Annotated in this window: 22 protein-coding genes and 1 tRNA gene; 10 read left to right on the top strand and 13 right to left on the bottom strand. The window is 39.7% G+C overall.

What is annotated here, in order from left to right; all coding sequences use genetic code 11:
• Nucleotides 1-12: 12 nt before the first annotated feature.
• The 4 genes from rimP to BKL51_RS08125 form a co-directional block, all read right to left on the bottom strand.
• Nucleotides 13-468, bottom strand: coding sequence for a ribosome maturation factor RimP (gene rimP, locus BKL51_RS08135; RefSeq protein ID WP_077466207.1), 456 nt, complete (start codon nt 466-468; stop codon nt 13-15).
• 169 nt (nt 469-637) lie between these two features.
• Nucleotides 638-714 (bottom strand) — tRNA-Met (locus BKL51_RS08130).
• 96 nt (nt 715-810) lie between these two features.
• Nucleotides 811-945 (bottom strand): hypothetical protein, encoded by a 135-nt coding sequence (locus BKL51_RS12265; RefSeq protein ID WP_255372289.1) that lies wholly within the window; start codon nt 943-945, stop codon nt 811-813.
• Complete coding sequence (locus BKL51_RS08125; protein ID WP_143530574.1) at nt 945-1,682, bottom strand: RIO1 family regulatory kinase/ATPase; 738 nt, start codon at nt 1,680-1,682, stop codon at nt 945-947. The genes BKL51_RS12265 and BKL51_RS08125 overlap by 1 nt, the downstream gene beginning before the upstream one ends.
• A 105-nt stretch (nt 1,683-1,787) precedes the next feature.
• On the opposite strand from BKL51_RS08125, the gene BKL51_RS08120 reads away from it, so the two are divergent.
• Nucleotides 1,788-2,351: a DUF1439 domain-containing protein gene (locus BKL51_RS08120; RefSeq protein ID WP_077466206.1), complete on the top strand. Its 564-nt coding sequence runs from the start codon at nt 1,788-1,790 to the stop codon at nt 2,349-2,351.
• A gap of 4 nt (nt 2,352-2,355) precedes the next feature.
• Here the strand turns inward: BKL51_RS08120 and BKL51_RS08115 are convergent, their stop codons facing one another.
• The 5 genes from BKL51_RS08115 to thrS all read right to left on the bottom strand — a co-directional run bounded on the left by BKL51_RS08115 (nt 2,356) and on the right by thrS (nt 7,877).
• The gene (locus tag BKL51_RS08115; RefSeq protein WP_077466205.1) at nt 2,356-3,192 is read right to left on the bottom strand and encodes a DUF72 domain-containing protein; all 837 of its coding nucleotides are present in this window, start codon (nt 3,190-3,192) and stop codon (nt 2,356-2,358) included.
• A gap of 116 nt (nt 3,193-3,308) precedes the next feature.
• The gene (gene qseC / locus BKL51_RS08110) at nt 3,309-4,661 is read right to left on the bottom strand and encodes a quorum sensing histidine kinase QseC (RefSeq protein WP_077466204.1); all 1,353 of its coding nucleotides are present in this window, start codon (nt 4,659-4,661) and stop codon (nt 3,309-3,311) included.
• Nucleotides 4,651-5,319, bottom strand: coding sequence for a response regulator (locus BKL51_RS08105; RefSeq protein ID WP_077466203.1), 669 nt, complete (start codon nt 5,317-5,319; stop codon nt 4,651-4,653). Before BKL51_RS08105 ends, qseC begins: the two co-directional genes overlap by 11 nt.
• A 60-nt stretch (nt 5,320-5,379) precedes the next feature.
• Nucleotides 5,380-5,751 carry a YgiW/YdeI family stress tolerance OB fold protein gene (locus BKL51_RS08100; protein WP_077466202.1) on the bottom strand — a complete coding sequence of 124 codons (372 nt, stop codon included), beginning with the start codon at nt 5,749-5,751 and terminating at the stop codon, nt 5,380-5,382.
• 194 nt (nt 5,752-5,945) lie between these two features.
• Nucleotides 5,946-7,877 (bottom strand): threonine--tRNA ligase, encoded by a 1,932-nt coding sequence (gene thrS, locus BKL51_RS08095; RefSeq protein ID WP_077466201.1) that lies wholly within the window; start codon nt 7,875-7,877, stop codon nt 5,946-5,948.
• 270 nt (nt 7,878-8,147) lie between these two features.
• Here thrS and BKL51_RS08090 point away from each other — a divergent pair, with 270 nt between their 5' ends.
• The 9 genes from BKL51_RS08090 to trpA all read left to right on the top strand — a co-directional run bounded on the left by BKL51_RS08090 (nt 8,148) and on the right by trpA (nt 17,032).
• A complete protein-coding gene (locus BKL51_RS08090; RefSeq protein ID WP_077466200.1) occupies nt 8,148-8,732 on the top strand; it encodes an FMN-dependent NADH-azoreductase in 585 nt (194 codons plus the stop codon).
• A gap of 321 nt (nt 8,733-9,053) precedes the next feature.
• Nucleotides 9,054-10,601 carry an anthranilate synthase component I gene (trpE, locus tag BKL51_RS08085; RefSeq protein WP_077466199.1) on the top strand — a complete coding sequence of 516 codons (1,548 nt, stop codon included), beginning with the start codon at nt 9,054-9,056 and terminating at the stop codon, nt 10,599-10,601.
• A gap of 10 nt (nt 10,602-10,611) precedes the next feature.
• On the top strand, nt 10,612-11,193 hold the full coding sequence (locus BKL51_RS08080; RefSeq protein ID WP_077466198.1) for an aminodeoxychorismate/anthranilate synthase component II: 582 nt from the start codon (nt 10,612-10,614) through the stop codon (nt 11,191-11,193).
• A gap of 45 nt (nt 11,194-11,238) precedes the next feature.
• A complete protein-coding gene (locus BKL51_RS08075) occupies nt 11,239-11,625 on the top strand; it encodes a tautomerase family protein (RefSeq protein WP_077466197.1) in 387 nt (128 codons plus the stop codon).
• A gap of 82 nt (nt 11,626-11,707) precedes the next feature.
• Entirely contained in the window at nt 11,708-12,709 is a 1,002-nt protein-coding gene (trpD, locus tag BKL51_RS08070) for an anthranilate phosphoribosyltransferase (RefSeq protein ID WP_077466196.1), read from the top strand.
• A 41-nt stretch (nt 12,710-12,750) separates the two neighbouring features.
• A complete protein-coding gene (gene trpCF, locus BKL51_RS08065) occupies nt 12,751-14,190 on the top strand; it encodes a bifunctional indole-3-glycerol-phosphate synthase TrpC/phosphoribosylanthranilate isomerase TrpF (protein WP_077466195.1) in 1,440 nt (479 codons plus the stop codon).
• Between the two features lie 64 nt (nt 14,191-14,254).
• Nucleotides 14,255-15,013, top strand: coding sequence for an SDR family oxidoreductase (locus BKL51_RS08060; protein WP_077466194.1), 759 nt, complete (start codon nt 14,255-14,257; stop codon nt 15,011-15,013).
• Between the two features lie 16 nt (nt 15,014-15,029).
• A complete protein-coding gene (gene trpB / locus BKL51_RS08055; RefSeq protein ID WP_077466193.1) occupies nt 15,030-16,229 on the top strand; it encodes a tryptophan synthase subunit beta in 1,200 nt (399 codons plus the stop codon).
• On the top strand, nt 16,226-17,032 hold the full coding sequence (trpA, locus tag BKL51_RS08050) for a tryptophan synthase subunit alpha (RefSeq protein WP_077466192.1): 807 nt from the start codon (nt 16,226-16,228) through the stop codon (nt 17,030-17,032). The genes trpB and trpA overlap by 4 nt, the downstream gene beginning before the upstream one ends.
• Before the next feature lie 50 nt (nt 17,033-17,082).
• Here the strand turns inward: trpA and BKL51_RS08045 are convergent, their stop codons facing one another.
• From BKL51_RS08045 to rplM, 4 genes are all read right to left on the bottom strand, one after another.
• Nucleotides 17,083-17,532 carry a ClpXP protease specificity-enhancing factor gene (locus BKL51_RS08045; protein WP_077466191.1) on the bottom strand — a complete coding sequence of 150 codons (450 nt, stop codon included), beginning with the start codon at nt 17,530-17,532 and terminating at the stop codon, nt 17,083-17,085.
• Nucleotides 17,532-18,170 (bottom strand): stringent starvation protein SspA, encoded by a 639-nt coding sequence (gene sspA, locus BKL51_RS08040; RefSeq protein ID WP_059366323.1) that lies wholly within the window; start codon nt 18,168-18,170, stop codon nt 17,532-17,534. The genes BKL51_RS08045 and sspA overlap by 1 nt, the downstream gene beginning before the upstream one ends.
• A gap of 183 nt (nt 18,171-18,353) precedes the next feature.
• Nucleotides 18,354-18,746, bottom strand: a complete 393-nt coding sequence (gene rpsI, locus BKL51_RS08035; protein WP_059366324.1) for a 30S ribosomal protein S9 — start codon at nt 18,744-18,746, stop codon at nt 18,354-18,356.
• A 16-nt stretch (nt 18,747-18,762) separates the two neighbouring features.
• A complete protein-coding gene (rplM, locus tag BKL51_RS08030; protein ID WP_077416350.1) occupies nt 18,763-19,191 on the bottom strand; it encodes a 50S ribosomal protein L13 in 429 nt (142 codons plus the stop codon).
• Between the last annotated feature and the right edge of the window lie 227 nt (nt 19,192-19,418).

Raw genomic sequence — 19,418 nt, 5'->3', positions numbered from 1 at the left:
CTTTTTCTCCTTTTAAAATTTTGCAATAACATTTGCTTTTTGAATATTACCAAAAACAAAAGTTTGTTCTTGATTGTCAACGTTTAATATAAGCATATCGTTTTCAATACGCTCTAATTTTCCTTGCCATTTACGACGTTCCATCATTGGAATACGTAAATGAATGAGAATTTCTTCACCAAGATAGCGTTTGTATTGTTCAAGTGTAAATAATGGGCGATCCAAACCGGGTGATGACACTTCAAGGTTGTATTTATCTGCAATCGGATCTTCTACGTCCAAAACAGCACTGACTTGACGGCTTACATCCGCACAATCATCTATGGTTACTCCTCCCTCTTTATCAATGAATATACGTACGGTCATAAAACGACCGGCTCGTTGGCATTCAATACCCCAAAGTTCGCAGCCTAAATCTTCTACCGAACTTTGCAATATTTCTTGTAAATTCTGTTCTAACCTAGCCAATTTCTACTCCTATTTATCTAAACCCTTTATTCTTAATATATGGATAAAACCACGCTATATTGAATTTTGGGCGTAAAAAAAGGGTTAGGTTCATAGAACCTAAGCCCAGTTTCTAAAATTTCTCGTACAAAAAAACCCCAAACTTGGGGTTCTTTTACTGAACTTGTATTGGTTGCGGGGGCTGGATTTGAACCAACGACCTTCGGGTTATGAGCCCGACGAGCTACCAAGCTGCTCCACCCCGCGTCCGAAATATGCGCATATTATAGTGTTCCCTATCAAAAGATCAAGGCTTTTCTCAAAAATCTAAAAAACACGACAATTTTCGACCGCACTTAACCTCTAGAAACCGAATCCGGTACTTACTCCCACCCCTGCACCGATGCCGCCACTGCCACCACCGACACCGATACCTCCGCCAACAGAACAAGCACCGAGTAAAACAGACAAAATAAAAATTAAGAAGATTTTTTTCATTATTTTTCCTTACGATGTAATAATGCAAATAAACGATAAATCGAAATGAGATCTTTCTTTGCAATTGGTTTAAAAGGCAATAGTAAGTAATATACCCATCTAAATCGCGATAAATAGTTTTGCATTATTTCCCAATTTCGGGAGTCACAATGCGTCTGATAATAAATCGCTATTTCCGCTATTAGTTCATCGGAAATAGTTTCTTTATGACATAAACTGTCGAAGAAAAATAACATATCGCGCACAACTAACCAATCTTTATTTTGGCTTTTTGAACGCGATTCAAAATCTAAAAAAATAGTTTTACCATTATTCCATACAATATCTCGTACGGCAGGACGACCATGCACCAATCCTTTTTTGTGTAACCCGATTAAACTTTGGCTTGCATCGGAGAGAATTGAAAATTTTTGTTTTTCCGAAGTGTTTGGGTTATCCATCCATTGAGAAATACTCGTTCCCACATCTTCTAAAACAAAAAAATCTTTTTCATGGTAAACAACCTTGGGCACAGGCACGCCCCGTTTAACTAAATCTAAAAGGGTCATTAGTTCGTTTGCAAACGACTTTTTGGGATAAGGCTTTAATAGTAGCCAAACACCTGATAGTTTTTCCGGTTGCTTCAACCAATATCCTTTTCCTTGGTAGCTAAATTGATAAACTCGTTTTCCTTTTTGTTGCTCGAAAACACTCTTAACATATTCCTGAAATTCGGTATTAATACAAGATTCCGCCACAATACTACTCCAAACCCACTTATTTCATGCTATATTTTATACCTGTCATGAAACCTTGAATATTCTAAGGGTTTATTTCAATCTTTCAACTAAATTAGGTATTTTATGAAAAAACTCAATATTTCTCTCTTTACCCTGTTACTCGGGTTTTCCATTTTTACCTCGGCACAATCTTCACCTTTTAGCTTGAGTGAAAGTCAAATTAATCAATATCTATCGGAAAAAGGGGCAATTAAAGATAAATTTAACTTCCCCGGATTGTTTTCGTTAGATTATCAGTTAAAGGATCTCACGACTAAAATCGGACGAGGCACAGAAAAACGTGTTGAAATAAATGGTACTGCCGAAGGGTTATTCAAACTGGGAAATAAACAATTTCCGGCCAAATTAACGCTCACTTTTGATACCGTTCCTTATTATAGCCCGGAAAAAGGGGCGATCTATCTACGTAATTTACGTATATTGCAGTGGTCCGGCGAGCCTAACGAATACATGGAACAATTACAAATTGCCATGCCATTTTTAAGTGAAAGTATTGCATTGTTACTTTCTTCAATACCAATTTATACCCTTGATGAAACAAACATCCGAGATGTTTTAATCAAAAAATTTGCTAAAGGTATTAAAATAGAGCCTGGGGTTTTAGAACTGGAGACCAACGTTCTATAAAACCTTAGAATAGCTCCCATTGCTGATGAGGTACTTCATCTATCTGTGTTTTCATTTCAAAGCCAAAAGGCAGCAGGAGATTTTTCAGCGTTGCAATATTATAAAACGAATGGCTTTGAGTGGTATTTTGAAAATAAATAAACAATCGTTCAAATCGATCTTTTTGTTGAACAATCAAATTTGCTATTTCGGCAAGCTCATCTTCGGTATAGCGATAATTATGCCTTGCTTGAGCAGAATTTTCATTCCACCAGTTTGCATTACGACCGTGTAGGCGTAAATAGCCCGTGTGTCGATTGATTTTTAGCTGAAACATCGGTAGCCCGATATTGGCGGGGTAATCTACATTTCCCCAAATTAAATTGGGCTGTCGGCAGAATGTCTCAAATACCGTCTCGCAATGCCAACTGGGATGACGAAACTCAACTGCTATCGGATAATCAATGAACCATTGGGTCAATTCCGCTAAATAGCGACGATTGTTGAGAGTACGTTCAAAGCGATGGGGAAATTGTAAAAATAACGCCGCAAGTACTTGTTGTTCAACTAACGGTTGCAATGCATTTAGAAACTGTTTGGCATTTTCCCTTGTCGCAACCCGAGTATGGCTAAAGTCTTGATGTAATTTAATCGAAAATTGTAGTTTGCCGCCAGATTTTTCCAACATTCCTTGTATTGCTTTCTGTCCAATAGGTGCGTGAAAACTACTATTGATTTCTACCGTGTCATAATGGCGGCAATAATGAGTCAGAAAATCCTCTTTTGCCGTCCCTAAAGGATAAACAGTGCCGAGCAAATCACTATCTGCGTAACCGCCCGTGCCAATGTAAATGTGAGGCATTTAATGTTTTTAATAAGAATTGGGAGAATTATTGTAAGAGAGAAAGTGAAATTTTAAAACCTTAAAAGGAGGTGAACAGCATTTTCTTACGCCAAATCGCCTAGGAGATATTTTTACTACAAGCCAATAATTACTCTAAATCCAATGATTTCTCCGCAATCCATCACGTTTTCCAACCGCACTTTATAGTGATGCAGTTCTGCAATGCGAAATACAATAGATAAACCTAATCCACTCCCCTTTTCATTTTGCCCTGCCGGACGGTAAAAACGTTGTCCTAATCGGGCTAAATCGGTTTCACTCACCCCACAGCCATTATCTTCGACAATAATTTTTTCTTTGAATAAAACAACTTTCACCAAAGCACCCGGTTGTGCATATTTAATCGCATTATCCAGTAAATTTCTCAACATTTGCGTTGCTAAAATAGGTTGACCGTTCCTCGTTTGAGGCTGCGACTTTTCTTCAAAGGATAATTCAATGTTGCGTTTTTGCGCATTAAAATAAAATTCACTTATTAAAGAAGGAATAATTTCCTGCCATTTTATAGGCTGCAATTCATCAAGTTCCTTTAAATTATCTAAACGGGATAAGGTTAAAAGCTGCTCGATTAATTGGTTTGCCCGATCAATACCCAGTGTTAAATTGCTTAATGCTTGTTCTCTCATGACCTTATCGTCACCGGCAAGTTGGGCAACTTCGGTTTGAATACGTAATGCGGCTAACGGACTACGTAATTCATGGGCGGCATCGGAAGTAAAACGACGCTCTCTTTTTAACATAGTCGAAGTGCGGTCAAAAAATTGGTTTAAATTTTTCACCAACGGCAAAATTTCTGCCGGTACGTTTGACGTATCAAGCAGCGAAACATCCCCCGGTTTTCTTCGCAAAACTTCACGGCTAAGCTGATTAATAGGATTTAATGCTTTATGAATCAAGTAAAAAACCACTGCCAGTAAAAAAGGTAAACTTGCGAACCAAATCGCCGTTTGCCCGAATACCATTTTATTTACCAATTCTTCTCGATACTCTATTTCTTGACCAACTGCAATTCGTAACTCTCCTTGTGCCACAGGCAACCAATAAATTCGCCATTTATCATCATCGTTTTCAATATAGGCAGAACTAAATCCCTCTTTATTGCTAAAAATGAAATTATCACCGTTATCGCCATCACTTAACAGTCGCTCCCCCGTTTTAGAAAAAATCGCAAAAGCAAGAGCATCGTCATCATATTTCCGTTTTAACGGTTTAAATCCGCCATGATTAAAGTTTGTCTTATCCAACAAAATATTTTGTAAATCGGAGGTGGCAAGACGTTCTGCAAACAAAATCTGCTGCGCATCAAAAACATCATAGGCCTCTTTTTTTGCCACTTTCCAAGCAACAAAGGTTGAAATTAACCACACGAAAAGTGCAATCAAAAATAATCCGCCCATTAAGCGGAATTTTAAACTTTTATTTGTCATCACCTTGCCCTAATGCGTAGCCCACGCCGTGAACGGTACGAATAAATTGTTTCCCCAATTTTTGGCGTAAATTATGGATATGAACCTCTAATGCCGAGCTACTAATTTCCTCTTCCCATGTGGATAATTTTTCTTCAATGGTTGAACGGGAAAGGACACGATCTTTATTCAACATAAAAAGTTCCAACAACTTATATTCTCTGGTCGTGAGAGAAAGCGGTTCATTATTTACTCGGACACTTCGTTGATTAGAATCAAGCGTAACATTCAGATGAGTTAGAACCGGTGTCGTATGTCCATAGCTACGGCGAATCAATGCTTGCAAACGGGCAACCACTTCAGCCAATGCAAAAGGTTTACAAAGATAATCGTCCGCCCCTTTTTGCAATCCTTTCACACGCTCATCTAAGGTATCGCGCGCCGTCAAAATAAGCACGGGAGTAGATTGATTGTTCATTCGCCATTGTTGCAAAATGTCTAACCCGTCCATTTTCGGTAAAGTCAAATCCAACACAACGGCATCATAAGGAGCGGAATCCAGCGCATTTAAGCCGGTTTTGCCGTCCGTGAACCAATCCACAATAAATCCGGATTTTGATAGCCCGATTTGTAACCCATTGCCGATTAACACATCATCTTCAATTAACAAAATTCGCATAAATTTGACCGCTCTTTCAATGTAAAATGGTGAGCTAAAACACTCACCATTTTTTAATTATTAATTTACTTTTTCAATACTATATACTTCAATTTCGGCTTTTTCAAAGGCTTCGTTATCAAGTTTTCCACTGATACGAATTTTATCTTGTGGACCGACATTTAAACCGTTCCATACACGATCTTTAATTTCCACTTTGATTTGTGCGGAGCCGTCAGTGAAAAGGTAGTCATCTTTGCCAATTTGTTGGGTAATGCTACCGACCAATGTCACCATGCTATTATCTTTTTCCGATAATGCTTGCTTTACACTAATCGCCTGCATTGCACTTTGTTTAAACCCGCCTTGAGCGGTATTTCCATTACCATTGAAACCTGCAAATGCAGTTGAAGTGGCGATTGCAAGAAGTGTTGCTAGAGTTAATTTTTTCATCAAGTTTTCCTCTTAAAATTTTAGGTTAAAATCATTGTTTAAAGCATTGCTGCTTTGTTGAGGTCTATTAAACAACACAAATCTTAAGAAAACCTTAAGAAGGGGAGATTTTTCTTAAGGTTTATAAAAAAGCTAGTATATAACCTAGCCTTTCATTATATCTCCGCAAAGTGCGGTCAGTTTTGAATGTTTTTTTATTCTTCATTCAATAATTTTAATTCACGATTTCTAACTTGTTGTTTCAAAATTTCCGTAAACTCTTCTATGGTAAAGGTACCGAGATCCACGCCTTTACGGGTACGTACCGCAATTTTACCTTCTGCGATTTCTTTATCACCGCAAACAAGCATATAGGGTACGCGACGTAAGGTATGTTCGCGGATTTTAAAGCCTACTTTTTCATTTCGTAAATCCGTTTTCACCCGTAAACCGGCATCAGATAACTGTTTTGCCACCTGTTGAACATAATCCGCTTGGCTATCGGTAATATTCATCACCACAGCCTGTGTTGGCGCTAACCAAGCAGGGAAGAAACCGGCATATTCTTCGGTAATAATCCCGATGAAACGTTCGATCGAACCTAAAATCGCACGGTGGATCATCACCGGGATTTTACGTCCGTTATCTTCAGCAACATAAGTGGCATCTAAACGCCCCGGTAAAGCAAAGTCTAATTGCACCGTACCGCATTGCCATTCACGACCTAAACTATCACGCAATGCGAACTCAATTTTTGGCCCGTAGAATGCCCCTTCACCTTCTTGAACTTCATATTCAAGATGATTGTGTGCCAAGGCTGCAGCAAGGCCTGCTTCCGCACGATCCCACATTTCATCCGAACCAATACGGTTTTCAGGACGGGTTGAAAGTTTCACATAAATATCGGTAAAACCGAAAGTGCTGTAAATGTCATACACCATTTTAATACAGCTGGTAACTTCACTTTCGATTTGATCTTCCGTACAGAAAATATGGGCGTCATCTTGGGTAAAACCACGCACACGCATTAAGCCATGTAAAGAACCGGACGGCTCATTACGGTGGCAAGAACCGAATTCCGCCATACGGATAGGTAAATCACGGTAAGATTTTAATCCTTGATTGAAAATTTGCACGTGACCCGGGCAGTTCATCGGCTTAATCGCATATTCACGATTTTCCGATTGTGTCGTGAACATTAAATCACCGTAGTTTTGCCAATGTCCTGTTTTTTCCCACAACACACGATCCATCATAAATGGACCTTTCACTTCTTGATAATCGTATTCTTTTAATTTCGTGCGTACAAAGGTTTCCAGCTCACGGAAAATCGTCCAACCGTCATTGTGCCAGAACACCATACCCGGCGCTTCTTCTTGCATATGGTACAAATCTAAGGCTTTACCGATTTTACGGTGATCACGTTTTGCCGCTTCTTCCAAACGCTGTAAATATTCTGCTAATTGTTTTTTATCTGCCCAAGCGGTGCCGTAGATACGTTGTAACATTTTATTTTTGCTATCGCCACGCCAGTACGCCCCTGCCACTTTTTGTAATTTGAAATGATGGCAGAAACGCATATTTGGCACGTGCGGCCCACGGCACATATCAATATATTCTTGATGATGATATAACGCCGGTGTTGCCGTACGTTCAATATTTTCATCTAAAATTGCCATTTTATACGGCTCACCACGTTGCTCAAATGTATCTCGTGCCTCTTGCCAACTCACGCGTTTTTTCACTACATCATAATTGGTTTTCGCTAATTCAAGCATACGTTTTTCAATCGCTTCTAAATCTTCTTGGGTTAAAGAGCGATCTAAATCCACGTCATAATAAAAGCCGTTTTCAATGGTTGGGCCGATAGCCATTTTCACATCAGGGAATAATTGTTTGATGGCATGACCTAATAAGTGGGCACAAGAATGGCGGATAATTTCCAGACCATCTTCATCTTTTGCCGTAATGATTTCCAGTGTGGCATCTTGATCGATAATATCACAGGCATCACGGCGCTCACCGTTTACACGACCGGCAATGGTTGCTTTGGCAAGACCTGCACCAATATCTTGAGCGACTTCAAGTACGGAAACAGGGCGATCAAATTGACGTTGGGAACCGTCAGGTAAAGTAATAATTGGCATAATTTTTCCTTATACAGTGGTCACCCATACGAAAGGTGACATGCTCGTTTAAAAATTCAATAAAAATTAACCGCACTTAGCTTCATTCCTACCATTGAATGAGAAAAGTGCGGTCGCAAATTCTATCACTTTCTTACGATCTTGTTAAATAGAAAACAGCCTTGATTTTTTCATAAAAAGAAATAATGTTTTTCTTAAAAAGAACTTTATCTATGAAAAAATAAACACTAGAATCGCAACCCTTATTTTACGCAAGTTAAAGGAAATAAAATGAGCAACGTATTGGTGTTAAAGTCAAGCATTCTTGCTGATAATTCTCAGAGTAACAAATTAGTGGATTATACGATCGAAAAACTACAAGGTAACAATATTGTGGTTCGGGATTTAGCCAAAGAGCCACTTCCCCACTTCGATGCCAAAGCGGCTATTGCGGTGCGTGGTGAGCCTCAAACAGAAGAAGAAAAACAACTTCTTACACTTTCCGATGAGCTGGTTTCCGAATTAAAAAATGCGGATACTCTTGTCATTGGTGCGCCAATGTATAATTTGAATATTCCCACTCAATTAAAATCTTATTTTGATTTCATCGCCCGTCCGCGTGTCACATTTCAATATACGGCAAACGGCCCGGAAGGTTTATTGAAAGGTAAAAAAGCCATCGTATTATGTGCATTTGGCGGACTATACGATGATGAAAACCTCGTCACACAATATATGAAAGCCATTTTAGGTTTTGTCGGAATTACTGACGTACAGTTTGTGTATGCACAAGGTATTGGCTTTGGTCCGGAAGCGGCTGAAAAAGCATTACAGTCTGCCAAAGTAAAAATTAATGATATTGTGACCGCACTTTAATTTGAATATTGCCCTTTTCTAAGCCATCTTTGTATAGATGGCTTTTTTAGGATATTTTAAAAGATATAACCTGTTAAATGTACTTTAAAGGGGGATACATGATGCTCATTACAAACCCCAAAATACTTTCCCCTTCAACTAACGTTTATCGTAGTGATGAAGCCTATAATTTATTAACCGATATAAACAAGTTCGTTCACGCATTCAGCAAGGCTTTCAGCCAATATAAAAATTCAATAACACAAGATTTTTTAAATCTCTTCTTGACTTATTTAATCTGTACTAGTTTAATAGTACAAAATTATTAAAAAGGATTTAAAAATGCAAAACAATGCTTTTATTGCGGTTACCACACAACCTGTTCCTTATCATTCAGATACCACCGCAATTTTTAACACATTATGTCATCATCCTAATACGCTGCTCCTCGACTCTGCTGAAATTGGCAGCAAAAATAGCTTACAAAGTCTGATATTTATCAATGCGGCAGTCAAAATTACTTGCATAGGTCACAACGTCACATTTAAAGCATTAAATGCAAATGGTAAACAGGTTTTAAAAGAGATTTTTCCTGTTTTAACTCAGCATAATCCGTTAAGTGCGGTCGATTTTGATGAGGAATTTTCCGTAGATTTTCCCCCACTTGAGAATCAATTGGATGAAGACAGTAAATTACAATCAGCGACAATTTTTGATGGATTACGGGTTATTTCGAATCTTTACCAACACAGCGATACGGCTGTTTTTTTAGGAGGTTTATTTGCTTATGATTTAGTGGCTAATTTCATCCCGATGAATGACATCAGATTAAAAGATGACGGAATTTCTTGCCCTGATTACAGTTTTTATCTCGCCGAGCATCTCATCACGATAGATCATCAAAGCCAACAAGCCACACTGAAAAGTTACTGTTTTGCACAAGAAGAACAAGTCAATGTCGCCAAAACAGCCCTCGCTATCGCACAAAAATTAAAAAATATTGATCACATTTTATCTATTAAACAAGCAAGCGATGAGGTGAAAACGAATTTTGAGGATGCTGAATTTATCAATGTAGTGAAATCTTTAAAACACCATATTAATATTGGGGATGTTTTCCAAATCGTCCCTTCCCGTCGCTTTTCTCTAGCTTGCCCTAACGCACTGGCAAGTTATGCTCAACTTAAACAAAATAATCCAAGTCCTTATATGTTCTATATGAACGATGAAGATTTCATTTTGTTTGGTGCCTCACCGGAAAGTGCACTCAAATATACGCCGAAAAATCGTCAGTTAGAAATTTATCCGATTGCCGGCTCACGTCCACGTGGATTTGATGCGCACGGTAATATTGATCCTGAATTGGATACCCGTTTAGAACTGGAATTACGATTAGATCACAAAGAGCAAGCAGAACATCTGATGTTAGTGGATTTGGCACGTAACGATATCGCCCGAGTTTGTCAAAGTGGTACTCGCCAAGTTGCGGAATTAATGCAAGTGGATCGTTATTCTCATATTATGCATCTTGTTTCACGAGTGGTGGGTAAACTTCGCCCTGAATTAGATGCACTTCACGCCTATCAAGCCTGTATGAATATGGGGACACTCACCGGCGCACCGAAAATCAAGGCAATGCAACTTATTTATCAATATGAAAAGCAAAAACGCCACAGCTACGGTGGTGCGGTGGGTTATCTCACCTCCGATGGCAATTTAGACACTTGTATTGTGATTCGTTCTGCCTTTGTACAAAAGGGTATTGCTCATGTGCAAGCGGGCTGTGGTGAGGTGTTAGATTCCGATCCGCAAATGGAAGCGGATGAAACCAGACACAAAGCTGCCGCAGTATTAAAAGCAATTCGTCAGATCAACACACAAGCCAAATAAGGGATACGTTATGGCAAATATTCTTTTTTTAGATAACTTTGATTCCTTCACTTATAACCTTGTGGATCAATTTCGTGTCTTAGGGCATCAAGTGAAAATTTACCGCAACGATTGCGATTTAGAACAATTAATCGAAACCGCATTGAATACGCCCGAAACAATTCTGGCACTTTCCCCCGGACCGGGTACACCGGCCGAAGCAGGTATTTTGTTGCCGTTAATTGAACGCTTAAAAAACCATGTTCCCATTATCGGCATTTGTTTAGGTCATCAAGCCTTAATTCAAGCTTTTGGCGGCAAAGTGGTTCACGCCGGCGAAGTATTACACGGTAAAGTGTCCAAAATCACTCATGATGGCGAGGCAATGTTTAAAGATCTTCTCAATCCGATGCCGGTTGCCCGTTATCATTCCCTTATGGGACAAGATTTACCTCAGGAATTTGTCATCAATGCACAATACAATGGTATTATTATGGCAATTCGCCACCGAGAGTTGCCTATTTGCGCATTCCAATTCCATCCGGAAAGTATTTTAACTGTGCAAGGATCACAATTATTACAACAATCCATTGAATGGTTACTCAATCACTAAAAACAATGATAGGCACTCGCCCATCCAACCTAAAAGGAAAACAACATGATTACTGTATTTGGACTTAAATCCCAACTTGTACCACGCAGAGAAATGTTAGCTGACGTGATTTATAACAGCCTCTATTTAGGCTTGGATATTCCCAAAGGAAAACACGCTATTCGTTTTTTAGGCTTAGAAAAAGAAGATTTTTATTACCCGTTTGATCGTAGTGATGATTACACCGTCATTGAAATCAATTTAATGGCAGGGCGAATGGAAGGGACAAAAAAACGCCTAATCAAAATGTTATTCAGTGAACTGGAATATAAACTCGGTATTCGTGCCCATGATGTAGAAATTACCATCAAAGAACAACCGGCACATTGTTGGGGCTTCCGTGGTATGACGGGCGATGAAGCGCGGGATTTGGATTACGATATTTATGTCTAATAGCCATGTGCTATTTACGACATCATAATAAAATTTTCAATCTAAAAAGCAGTAAATAGCACGATAAATTAAGGAACAAATTATGCAACACAACCTCTTATTAGAACAACTTTACAATGGTCATCCATTAAACCAATCAGAAAGTACTGCACTTTTTAATGCGGTCATTCAAGGTCATCTTTCGAATGAACAAATTGCGGCAATGTTGATCGCTCTAAAGGTTCGTGGTGTATCCATTAAGGAAATTAGCGGTGCTGTATCGGCATCACTGCAAAATGCAAAACCTTTTCCTCGCCCTGACTACCCTTTTGCCGATATTGTTGGCACGGGTGGCGATGGTCAAAATACCATAAATATTTCTACGGCAAGTTGTATTGTGGCGGCGGCGATGGGTGTAAAAGTGGCTAAACATGGTAATCGCAGCGTGTCCAGCCAATCCGGAGCAAGTGATGTATTAACCGCATTAGGTGTCAATATCAATATTTCTGCACAATCGGCACGTCAAGCCTTAGATGAAATCGGCGTCTGTTTTTTATTTGCACAACAGTATCATTCCGGCTTTCGCCATGTTGCCCCTGTTCGTGCTGCATTGAAAACCCGCACAATATTCAATATTCTCGGTCCATTAATTAACCCGGCCCGCCCCAATTACCATTTACTCGGCGTTTATGCGCCGGAACTGGTGAAAACCTATGCGGAAACCGCCGTGAGTTTAGGCCATGAACACACCTTTGTTGTTCACGGTTCAGGCTTAGACGAAGTAGCGCTACACGGCAATACACAAGTGGCAGAGGTGAAAAAAGGGAAAATAGACTACTTCACATTAACACCTGAAGATTTTGGTTTGAAAAGCCAATCTCTTGAAAGCCTACGAGGTGGCGAGCCACAAGAAAATGCCAAATTATTAACCGAACTTTTACAAGGCAAAGGAAAAGTGGAACACGCCAACGCCGTTGCAGCCAATACCGCATTATTGATTAAACTATTCGGCTATCATGATCTCAAACAAAATACCCAAAATGTATTGGAAACCTTAGCCGGTGGCAAAGCATTTGAAACCTTGCAAAAATTAACCCAATATTAGCCCTGAAAATCCACCTGAATTTGTATTAAGTAGAAAACAAGATGATTACTCAAGACTTCTCAAAACCCATTGATTCGGCGACCGTACTACAAAAAATCGTCCTTGATAAAGCCGCCTGGGTGAAAGCCAAGGAAGCGGAATTGCCGCTCAGTGAATTTCAACAAAAAATCACAAAATCCGCCCGCTCTTTTTATGAGGCTTTATCAAAAGGTTCGAACCAAAAACCGGCTTATATTTTGGAATGTAAAAAAGCCTCCCCTTCAAAAGGATTAATTCGGGCTAAATTTAATTTAGAGGAAATCGCCAATGTCTATAAACATTATGCCTCTGCAGTTTCGGTGTTGACCGATGAAAAATATTTCCAAGGGGATTTTAAATTTTTGCCTCAAGTGCGAAATATCGTGCCCCAACCGGTACTTTGTAAAGATTTTATGATAAGCGAATATCAGGTCTATCTTGCCCGTTATTATCAAGCAGATGCCATTTTGTTGATGCTCTCCGTGGTAAATGATGAAACTTATCAGGTGTTGGCAAATCTTGCCCATTCTTTGGGAATGGGGGTATTAACCGAAACCAGCAATGAAGCCGAATTTGAGCGAGCCTTATCCTTAGGGGCAAAAATCATTGGGGTGAATAATCGTAATTTGCACGATTTAACGGTGGACTTAAATCGGGTTGTTCAATTAACAGAAAAATATGCCGATCGTATCTCGGCGGATGTTCGTATTATCAGTGAATCCGGTATTTATGATCATCAGCAAATTCGTCAGCTACAAAGAGTGGCACAAGGATTTTTAATCGGCAGCAGTTTAATGGGAAGTGATGATTTGAACAATGCGGTTCGTGCCGTGATTTTTGGTGAAAACAAAGTCTGCGGCTTAACACGCACTCAAGATATTAAAACCGTTTACGCAAACGGTGCGCTTTATGGCGGGCTTATCTTTGCTGAAAAGTCAAAACGTTGTATCAGCCTGCGTCAAGCCCAAGAATTAGTCACGGCTGCGCCACTTCGTTTTGTCGGCGTATTTCAAAATCAAGAGATTGATTTTATCCTAAAAATCGCCCAACAATTAAGCCTTTATGCCGTGCAATTACATGGTGTGGAAACACCGGAGTTTATCGCTGATCTTCGTCGTCAATTACCTAAAAGCTGCCAAATTTGGAAAGCCCTATCAATCGACACTGATGAAAAAAGTGCGGTCAATTTTGCAGATGATTTAAATGTTGCCCGCTATATTTTCGATAGCCAAACCGCAAACCAGCAAGGGGGGACAGGTAAAACCTTCGATTGGTCATTAATTCCGGAAAATCTCAAATACAAAACGATTTTGGCCGGTGGGATTTCACCGGAAAATATTGAACAGGCAATGGCTCAAGGCTGTTTAGGGGTAGATCTAAATTCCGGTGTAGAAAGCACTCCCGGTGTGAAAGATGAGGCAAAAGTCCGGTCAGTTTTTGAGAAAATTTTTAATACCATATAGTTCTTTTAATTCAACACTGCAAAAGTGTTGTATAAATACCCTGAAACTTTACTAGGAGGTGGTTATGTCTAAAATAGCATTAGTCACCGGCGCAACAGCCGGATTTGGGGCGGCAATTTGTCGTACATTAATTGGCGCAGGTTACCGTGTCATTGGTACAGGTCGCCGAACCGAACGATTAACCCTTCTCCACGCCGAACTTGGCGAACAATTTCTTCCTCTTGCTTTCGATATTTCTGATCGCGAAAAAACACAACAGGCCATCCAATCGCTCCCCACTGAATGGCGTAATATTGATTTGCTCGTCAATAATGCCGGTCTCGCTCTCGGTTTAGAAACAGCGGATCAAGCCAACCTTGATGATTGGGAAAAAATGATTGATACCAACATTAAAGGTCTTGTTAACATTACGCGCTTTGTTTTACCACAAATGGTAGAGCGTAATACCGGTCATATCATCAATCTTGGATCAATTGCAGGCAATTATCCTTACCCGGGTGGTAACGTGTATGGCGGTACAAAAGCGTTCGTTAAACAATTCAGTTTAAATTTACGTGCCGATCTGGCGGGTAAAAATATTCGGGTGACTAATGTAGAACCGGGACTTTGCGGTGGGACGGAATTTTCTAATGTTCGTTTTAAAGGTGATAATGAACGGGCTGAAAAACTCTATGAAAACGTTCAATATGTGACACCACAAGATATTGCCAATATTGTGTTATGGCTTAACCAACAACCTGAATATGTCAATATTAACCGCATTGAAGTGATGCCAACTGCACAAACCTTTGCACCCTTGAATGTCGCAAAAAATTCAAATTAATAAAAAAGGAAACACAATGTCAGATACGTTATTAAATCCCTATTTTGGTGAATTTGGCGGTATGTATGTACCGGAAATTCTCGTACCGGTGCTTCAACAATTGGAAAAAGCCTTTGTTGAAGCGAAAGATGACCCCAATTTTCAACAGGAATTTCAAGATTTACTTAAAAATTATGCGGGCAGACCCACCGCACTAACGCTTTGTCGCAATTTGACAAAAGGCACAAAAGCCAAAATTTATCTTAAACGTGAAGATCTTTTACATGGCGGTGCACATAAAACCAACCAAGTCCTCGGTCAAATTTTACTTGCAAAACGTATGGGGAAAACCCGTATTATTGCCGAAACCGGCGCCGGTCAGCACGGTGTGGCAACGGCTCTTGCTTGTGCAATGCTTGATATGCCCTGCCGTGTTTATATGGGAGCGAAAGATGTGGAACGCCAATCCCCCAATGTATTTCGGATGCGTTTAATGGGAGCTGAAGTCGTGCCGGTGCAGAAAGGTTCTTGCTCATTAAAAGACGCTTGTTGCGAGGCAATGCGTGATTGGTCGGCAAATTATGAAAATACACACTACTTACTCGGTACGGCAGCCGGCCCTCACCCTTTTCCAACTATTGTACGTGAATTCCAAAAAATGATTGGTGAAGAAACCAAACGTCAAGTTCTGGAAAAAGAAGGTCGTTTGCCGGATGCCATCATTGCCGCTGTTGGCGGCGGTTCCAATGCAATAGGGATGTTTACCGATTTTATTGATGAACCCAACGTGCGTTTAATCGGTGTAGAACCGGCAGGTAAAGGCATTGATACGGGCGAACACGGTGCACCGCTAGGGCATGCCAAAGTCGGTATTTATTTCGGAATGAAATCGCCATTAATGCAAACGGATGACGGACAAGTTGAAGAATCTTACTCAATTTCCGCAGGATTAGACTTCCCTTCTGTCGGACCTCAACACGCCTATTTACAAAGCATTGGACGAGCGGAATATCCTTCTATCACCGATGACGAGGCCTTAAATGCTTTCCAACAACTCGCTAAACACGAAGGGATTATACCTGCATTGGAAAGTTCACATGCTCTTGCATATGCACTGAAGATGATTCACCAAGAGCCGAATAAAGCACAAATTCTTGTGGTTAATTTATCGGGACGAGGTGATAAAGATATTTTCACTGTGGACAAAATTTTAACAGAAAAAGGAATCAAATCATGAGTCGTTTTGAAGCTAAATTTGCCGAACTCAAAGTAAAAAATGAAGGCGCATTTGTTCCCTTCGTAACCCTATGCGATCCTACTTTTGACCGTTCTTTTGAAATTATTTGCACACTTATTGATAATGGTGCCGATGCCCTTGAATTAGGCTTTCCTTTTTCTGATCCGCTATTAGACGGGCCGGTTATTCAATCGGCAAATAATCGTGCATTAAATGCCGGACATAGCACGGAAGACAGCTTTAAATTACTTAAAAAAGTGCGGTCAAAATATCCTGAGATTCCAATTAGTTTATTACTTTGTGCCAATCTTATTTTTGCCAAAGGGCTTGATAGGTTTTATCAACACTGTGCCGATGTCGGGGTAGATACCGCGTTAGTCGCAGATATTCCTCTATTAGCCAAGGATGAATACATTCAAGCTGCTAAAAAATACGGTATTCAACCTGTCTTTATTTGCCCGCCAAATGCTGATGAAAAAACCATACAAGGTGTGGCGGAAAATACGGAGGGTTATACCTATCTAGTTTCCCGCGCCGGGGTTACCAGTGCTGAAAATCAAGCTCATGCAACAAATTTAGACAGACTTGTGGAACAATTGAAAAATTATAATGCCCCTCCTATTCTACAAGGTTTTGGCATCGCACAACCGAATCAAGTGAAAGAAGCCTTGCAATTAGGCGCTGCCGGCGCGATTTCAGGTTCTGCAACGGTAAAAATCATCGAATCTAATTTGGGCAATCATACAAAATGTTTAGCCGAACTCGCTGAGTTTGTTCGGCTGATGAAAGCGGCAACAAAATAATAAAAAATAACCCGCACTTTTCAAAATACGGGTGATTTTCTATTTTTAGCTTAATCTACAATTCTTAGATGAGAAGCCGATTTTGCCGAAGTTTTTTTATTTGTTTTTGGTTTATCAACCGCTTCGGTAAAATTCTTCGGTTGATCAGATTGTGGTTCACGGTTTAATTCATCATAAACCGTTTCAGGTTCAAACATTACACCATCACCATTTTCCCGAGCATAAATAGCAAGTACGGCTCCCATAGGAATATAAAGCTCCCTGGCCACGCCGTTAAAACGCGCATTAAATTGAATAAAATCATTCGTAAGTTGTAAATTTCCCGTGGCACTTTCAGAGAGATTCAGCACAATTTGCCCGTCTTTAACATACTCAACAGGTACATTCACACCCCAATAGGTGGCATCTACAACCAAATAGGGCGTAAAATCATTATCGACCAACCAGTCATAATAAGCCCGTAATAAATAAGGCCGCTTTGGAGAGGATTTATATTCCATTATTTATCGTCCATCAGATTTTTAGGTGCCGCTTCACCTACTGATTGTAAAAAGGAATCCCGACTAAATACGCGATCCATATAGCCTTTTAAAGCTTTGCTGCCAGCACCGGTAAATTCCACCCCCAATTGTTTTAATTTCCATAGTAATGGGGCGATGTAGCAATCAACCAAACTGAATTCTTCACTCATAAAATAAGGCATTTGTTGGAAAATAGGCGAAACCGCTAATAATTCTTCTTTTAACTGTCTTAATGCTTCCGCACGTTCCGATTCATTGCCTTTTTCCGCTTTCATTAAAGTTGGGTACCAATCTTGTTCTATACGCAACATTAAAAGGCGGGTTTTCCCCCTTGCAATAGGGTAAACCGGCATAAGCGGCGGATGAGGGAAACGTTCATCAAGATATTCCATAATAATACGTGAATTAAATAATACTAAATCACGATCAACCAATGTTGGTAAAGAACCATAAGGATTTAATTCCATTAAATCCTCCGACAATGCTTGTGGGTTAACTTCTTCATTTTCATAAGCTACCCCTTTTTCTGCTAACACAATTTTCACTTGATGACAGTAAATATCATCTTTATTTGAGAAAAGAGTCATAACAGAACGTTTACTTGATGCATTGGACATTGATTCCTCCGAAGATTCAAAATGCTATATTATTTTTCTTAAAAAAGGTTGAACATTCTAACATAAATTCACTTTATATTGCCAAATAAATCTGACTTTTTCTTTAATTTCATAAAGTTACATAATTTTATAAATATAAAAAAAGCAGGGACACTTCCCTGCTTCTGAAACGAAAATAAAAAATTAACGTTTTGAGTATTGTGGACGACGACGTGCTTTGTGCAAGCCCACTTTTTTACGTTCAACACGACGTGCATCACGAGTAACGAAACCGGCTGCACGAAGTGCAGGACGTAAAGTTTCATCGTATTCAATTAATGCACGAGTAATACCGTGACGGATTGCACCGGCTTGACCGGAAATACCACCGCCTTTCACAGTGATATATAGGTCTAATTTGTCGGTTAATTCAACCAATTCTAAAGGTTGACGTACAATCATACGTGCAGTCTCGCGACCGAAATACACGTCTAACTCACGTTGGTTGATAGTGATTTTACCACTGCCCGGTTTAATAAATACACGAGCTGAAGAGCTTTTGCGGCGACCTGTGCCGTAGTTTTGATTCTCTGCCATATCCTAAACCTCGTGATTAAATGTCTAATACTTGTGGTTGTTGTGCAGCGTGTTGATGTTCACTACCCGCATACACTTTTAATTTACGGAACATTGCGCGACCTAATGGTCCTTTCGGCAACATACCTTTAACCGCAATTTCAATCACAGCTTCAGGACGGCGAGCGATCATCTCTTTGAAAGTCGCTTGTTTAATACCACCTACATAACCGGTGTGCCAGTAGTAAAGTTTATCTGTTTCTTTACGACCTGTTACCGCCACTTTATCTGCATTAATAACGATGATGTAATCACCGGTATCTACATGCGGAGTGTACTCTGCCTTGTGTTTACCACGAAGACGACGTGCTAATTCAGTAGCTAAACGACCTAAAGTCTTACCTGTCGCATCTACTACATACCAGTCGCGTTTTACCGTTTCTGGTTTTGCTACAAAAGTTTTCATTAATTAATTACCAAAAATTAAGTTTGATACCCAGTGTTTCCATGAAACACAACCATTAATCTTAATCATCACCCCTTCAAGTGTGATATAGATAAAATAATGCACGGTGGGAATCCGTGCATTTACAGGGTCGACGTATTATACATATTTTTCCATCAAATGCTAATTTTTTGCGTAAAAAATCTTCATATTTATGTTTATCTTCCGAATATTAATATAATTAATGT

The sequence above is a fragment of the Rodentibacter sp. Ppn85 genome, assembly GCF_001999335.1.
Classification (GTDB): Bacteria; Pseudomonadota; Gammaproteobacteria; order Enterobacterales; family Pasteurellaceae; genus Rodentibacter.
This window is presented reverse-complemented; position numbering and strand designations above follow the sequence as displayed.

What these genes read in the sequence shown, in the direction of transcription:
- BKL51_RS08100 (WP_077466202.1), bottom strand. Translation starts at nt 5,751, where the DNA reads ATGAAAAAATTAACTCTAGCAACACTTCTTGCAATCGCCACTTCAACT.
- BKL51_RS08075 (WP_077466197.1), top strand. Translation starts at nt 11,239, where the DNA reads ATGATTACTGTATTTGGACTTAAATCCCAACTTGTACCACGCAGAGAA.
- sspA (WP_059366323.1), bottom strand. Translation starts at nt 18,170, where the DNA reads ATGTCCAATGCATCAAGTAAACGTTCTGTTATGACTCTTTTCTCAAAT.
- rpsI (WP_059366324.1), bottom strand. Translation starts at nt 18,746, where the DNA reads ATGGCAGAGAATCAAAACTACGGCACAGGTCGCCGCAAAAGCTCTTCA.
- trpA (WP_077466192.1), top strand. Translation starts at nt 16,226, where the DNA reads ATGAGTCGTTTTGAAGCTAAATTTGCCGAACTCAAAGTAAAAAATGAA.
- trpB (WP_077466193.1), top strand. Translation starts at nt 15,030, where the DNA reads ATGTCAGATACGTTATTAAATCCCTATTTTGGTGAATTTGGCGGTATG.
- qseC (WP_077466204.1), bottom strand. Translation starts at nt 4,661, where the DNA reads ATGACAAATAAAAGTTTAAAATTCCGCTTAATGGGCGGATTATTTTTG.
- BKL51_RS08105 (WP_077466203.1), bottom strand. Translation starts at nt 5,319, where the DNA reads ATGCGAATTTTGTTAATTGAAGATGATGTGTTAATCGGCAATGGGTTA.
- BKL51_RS08060 (WP_077466194.1), top strand. Translation starts at nt 14,255, where the DNA reads ATGTCTAAAATAGCATTAGTCACCGGCGCAACAGCCGGATTTGGGGCG.
- BKL51_RS08115 (WP_077466205.1), bottom strand. Translation starts at nt 3,192, where the DNA reads ATGCCTCACATTTACATTGGCACGGGCGGTTACGCAGATAGTGATTTG.
- BKL51_RS08120 (WP_077466206.1), top strand. Translation starts at nt 1,788, where the DNA reads ATGAAAAAACTCAATATTTCTCTCTTTACCCTGTTACTCGGGTTTTCC.
- BKL51_RS08080 (WP_077466198.1), top strand. Translation starts at nt 10,612, where the DNA reads ATGGCAAATATTCTTTTTTTAGATAACTTTGATTCCTTCACTTATAAC.
- BKL51_RS12265 (WP_255372289.1), bottom strand. Translation starts at nt 945, where the DNA reads ATGAAAAAAATCTTCTTAATTTTTATTTTGTCTGTTTTACTCGGTGCT.
- trpE (WP_077466199.1), top strand. Translation starts at nt 9,054, where the DNA reads ATGCAAAACAATGCTTTTATTGCGGTTACCACACAACCTGTTCCTTAT.
- BKL51_RS08045 (WP_077466191.1), bottom strand. Translation starts at nt 17,532, where the DNA reads ATGGAATATAAATCCTCTCCAAAGCGGCCTTATTTATTACGGGCTTAT.
- rplM (WP_077416350.1), bottom strand. Translation starts at nt 19,191, where the DNA reads ATGAAAACTTTTGTAGCAAAACCAGAAACGGTAAAACGCGACTGGTAT.
- trpD (WP_077466196.1), top strand. Translation starts at nt 11,708, where the DNA reads ATGCAACACAACCTCTTATTAGAACAACTTTACAATGGTCATCCATTA.
- thrS (WP_077466201.1), bottom strand. Translation starts at nt 7,877, where the DNA reads ATGCCAATTATTACTTTACCTGACGGTTCCCAACGTCAATTTGATCGC.
- BKL51_RS08090 (WP_077466200.1), top strand. Translation starts at nt 8,148, where the DNA reads ATGAGCAACGTATTGGTGTTAAAGTCAAGCATTCTTGCTGATAATTCT.
- trpCF (WP_077466195.1), top strand. Translation starts at nt 12,751, where the DNA reads ATGATTACTCAAGACTTCTCAAAACCCATTGATTCGGCGACCGTACTA.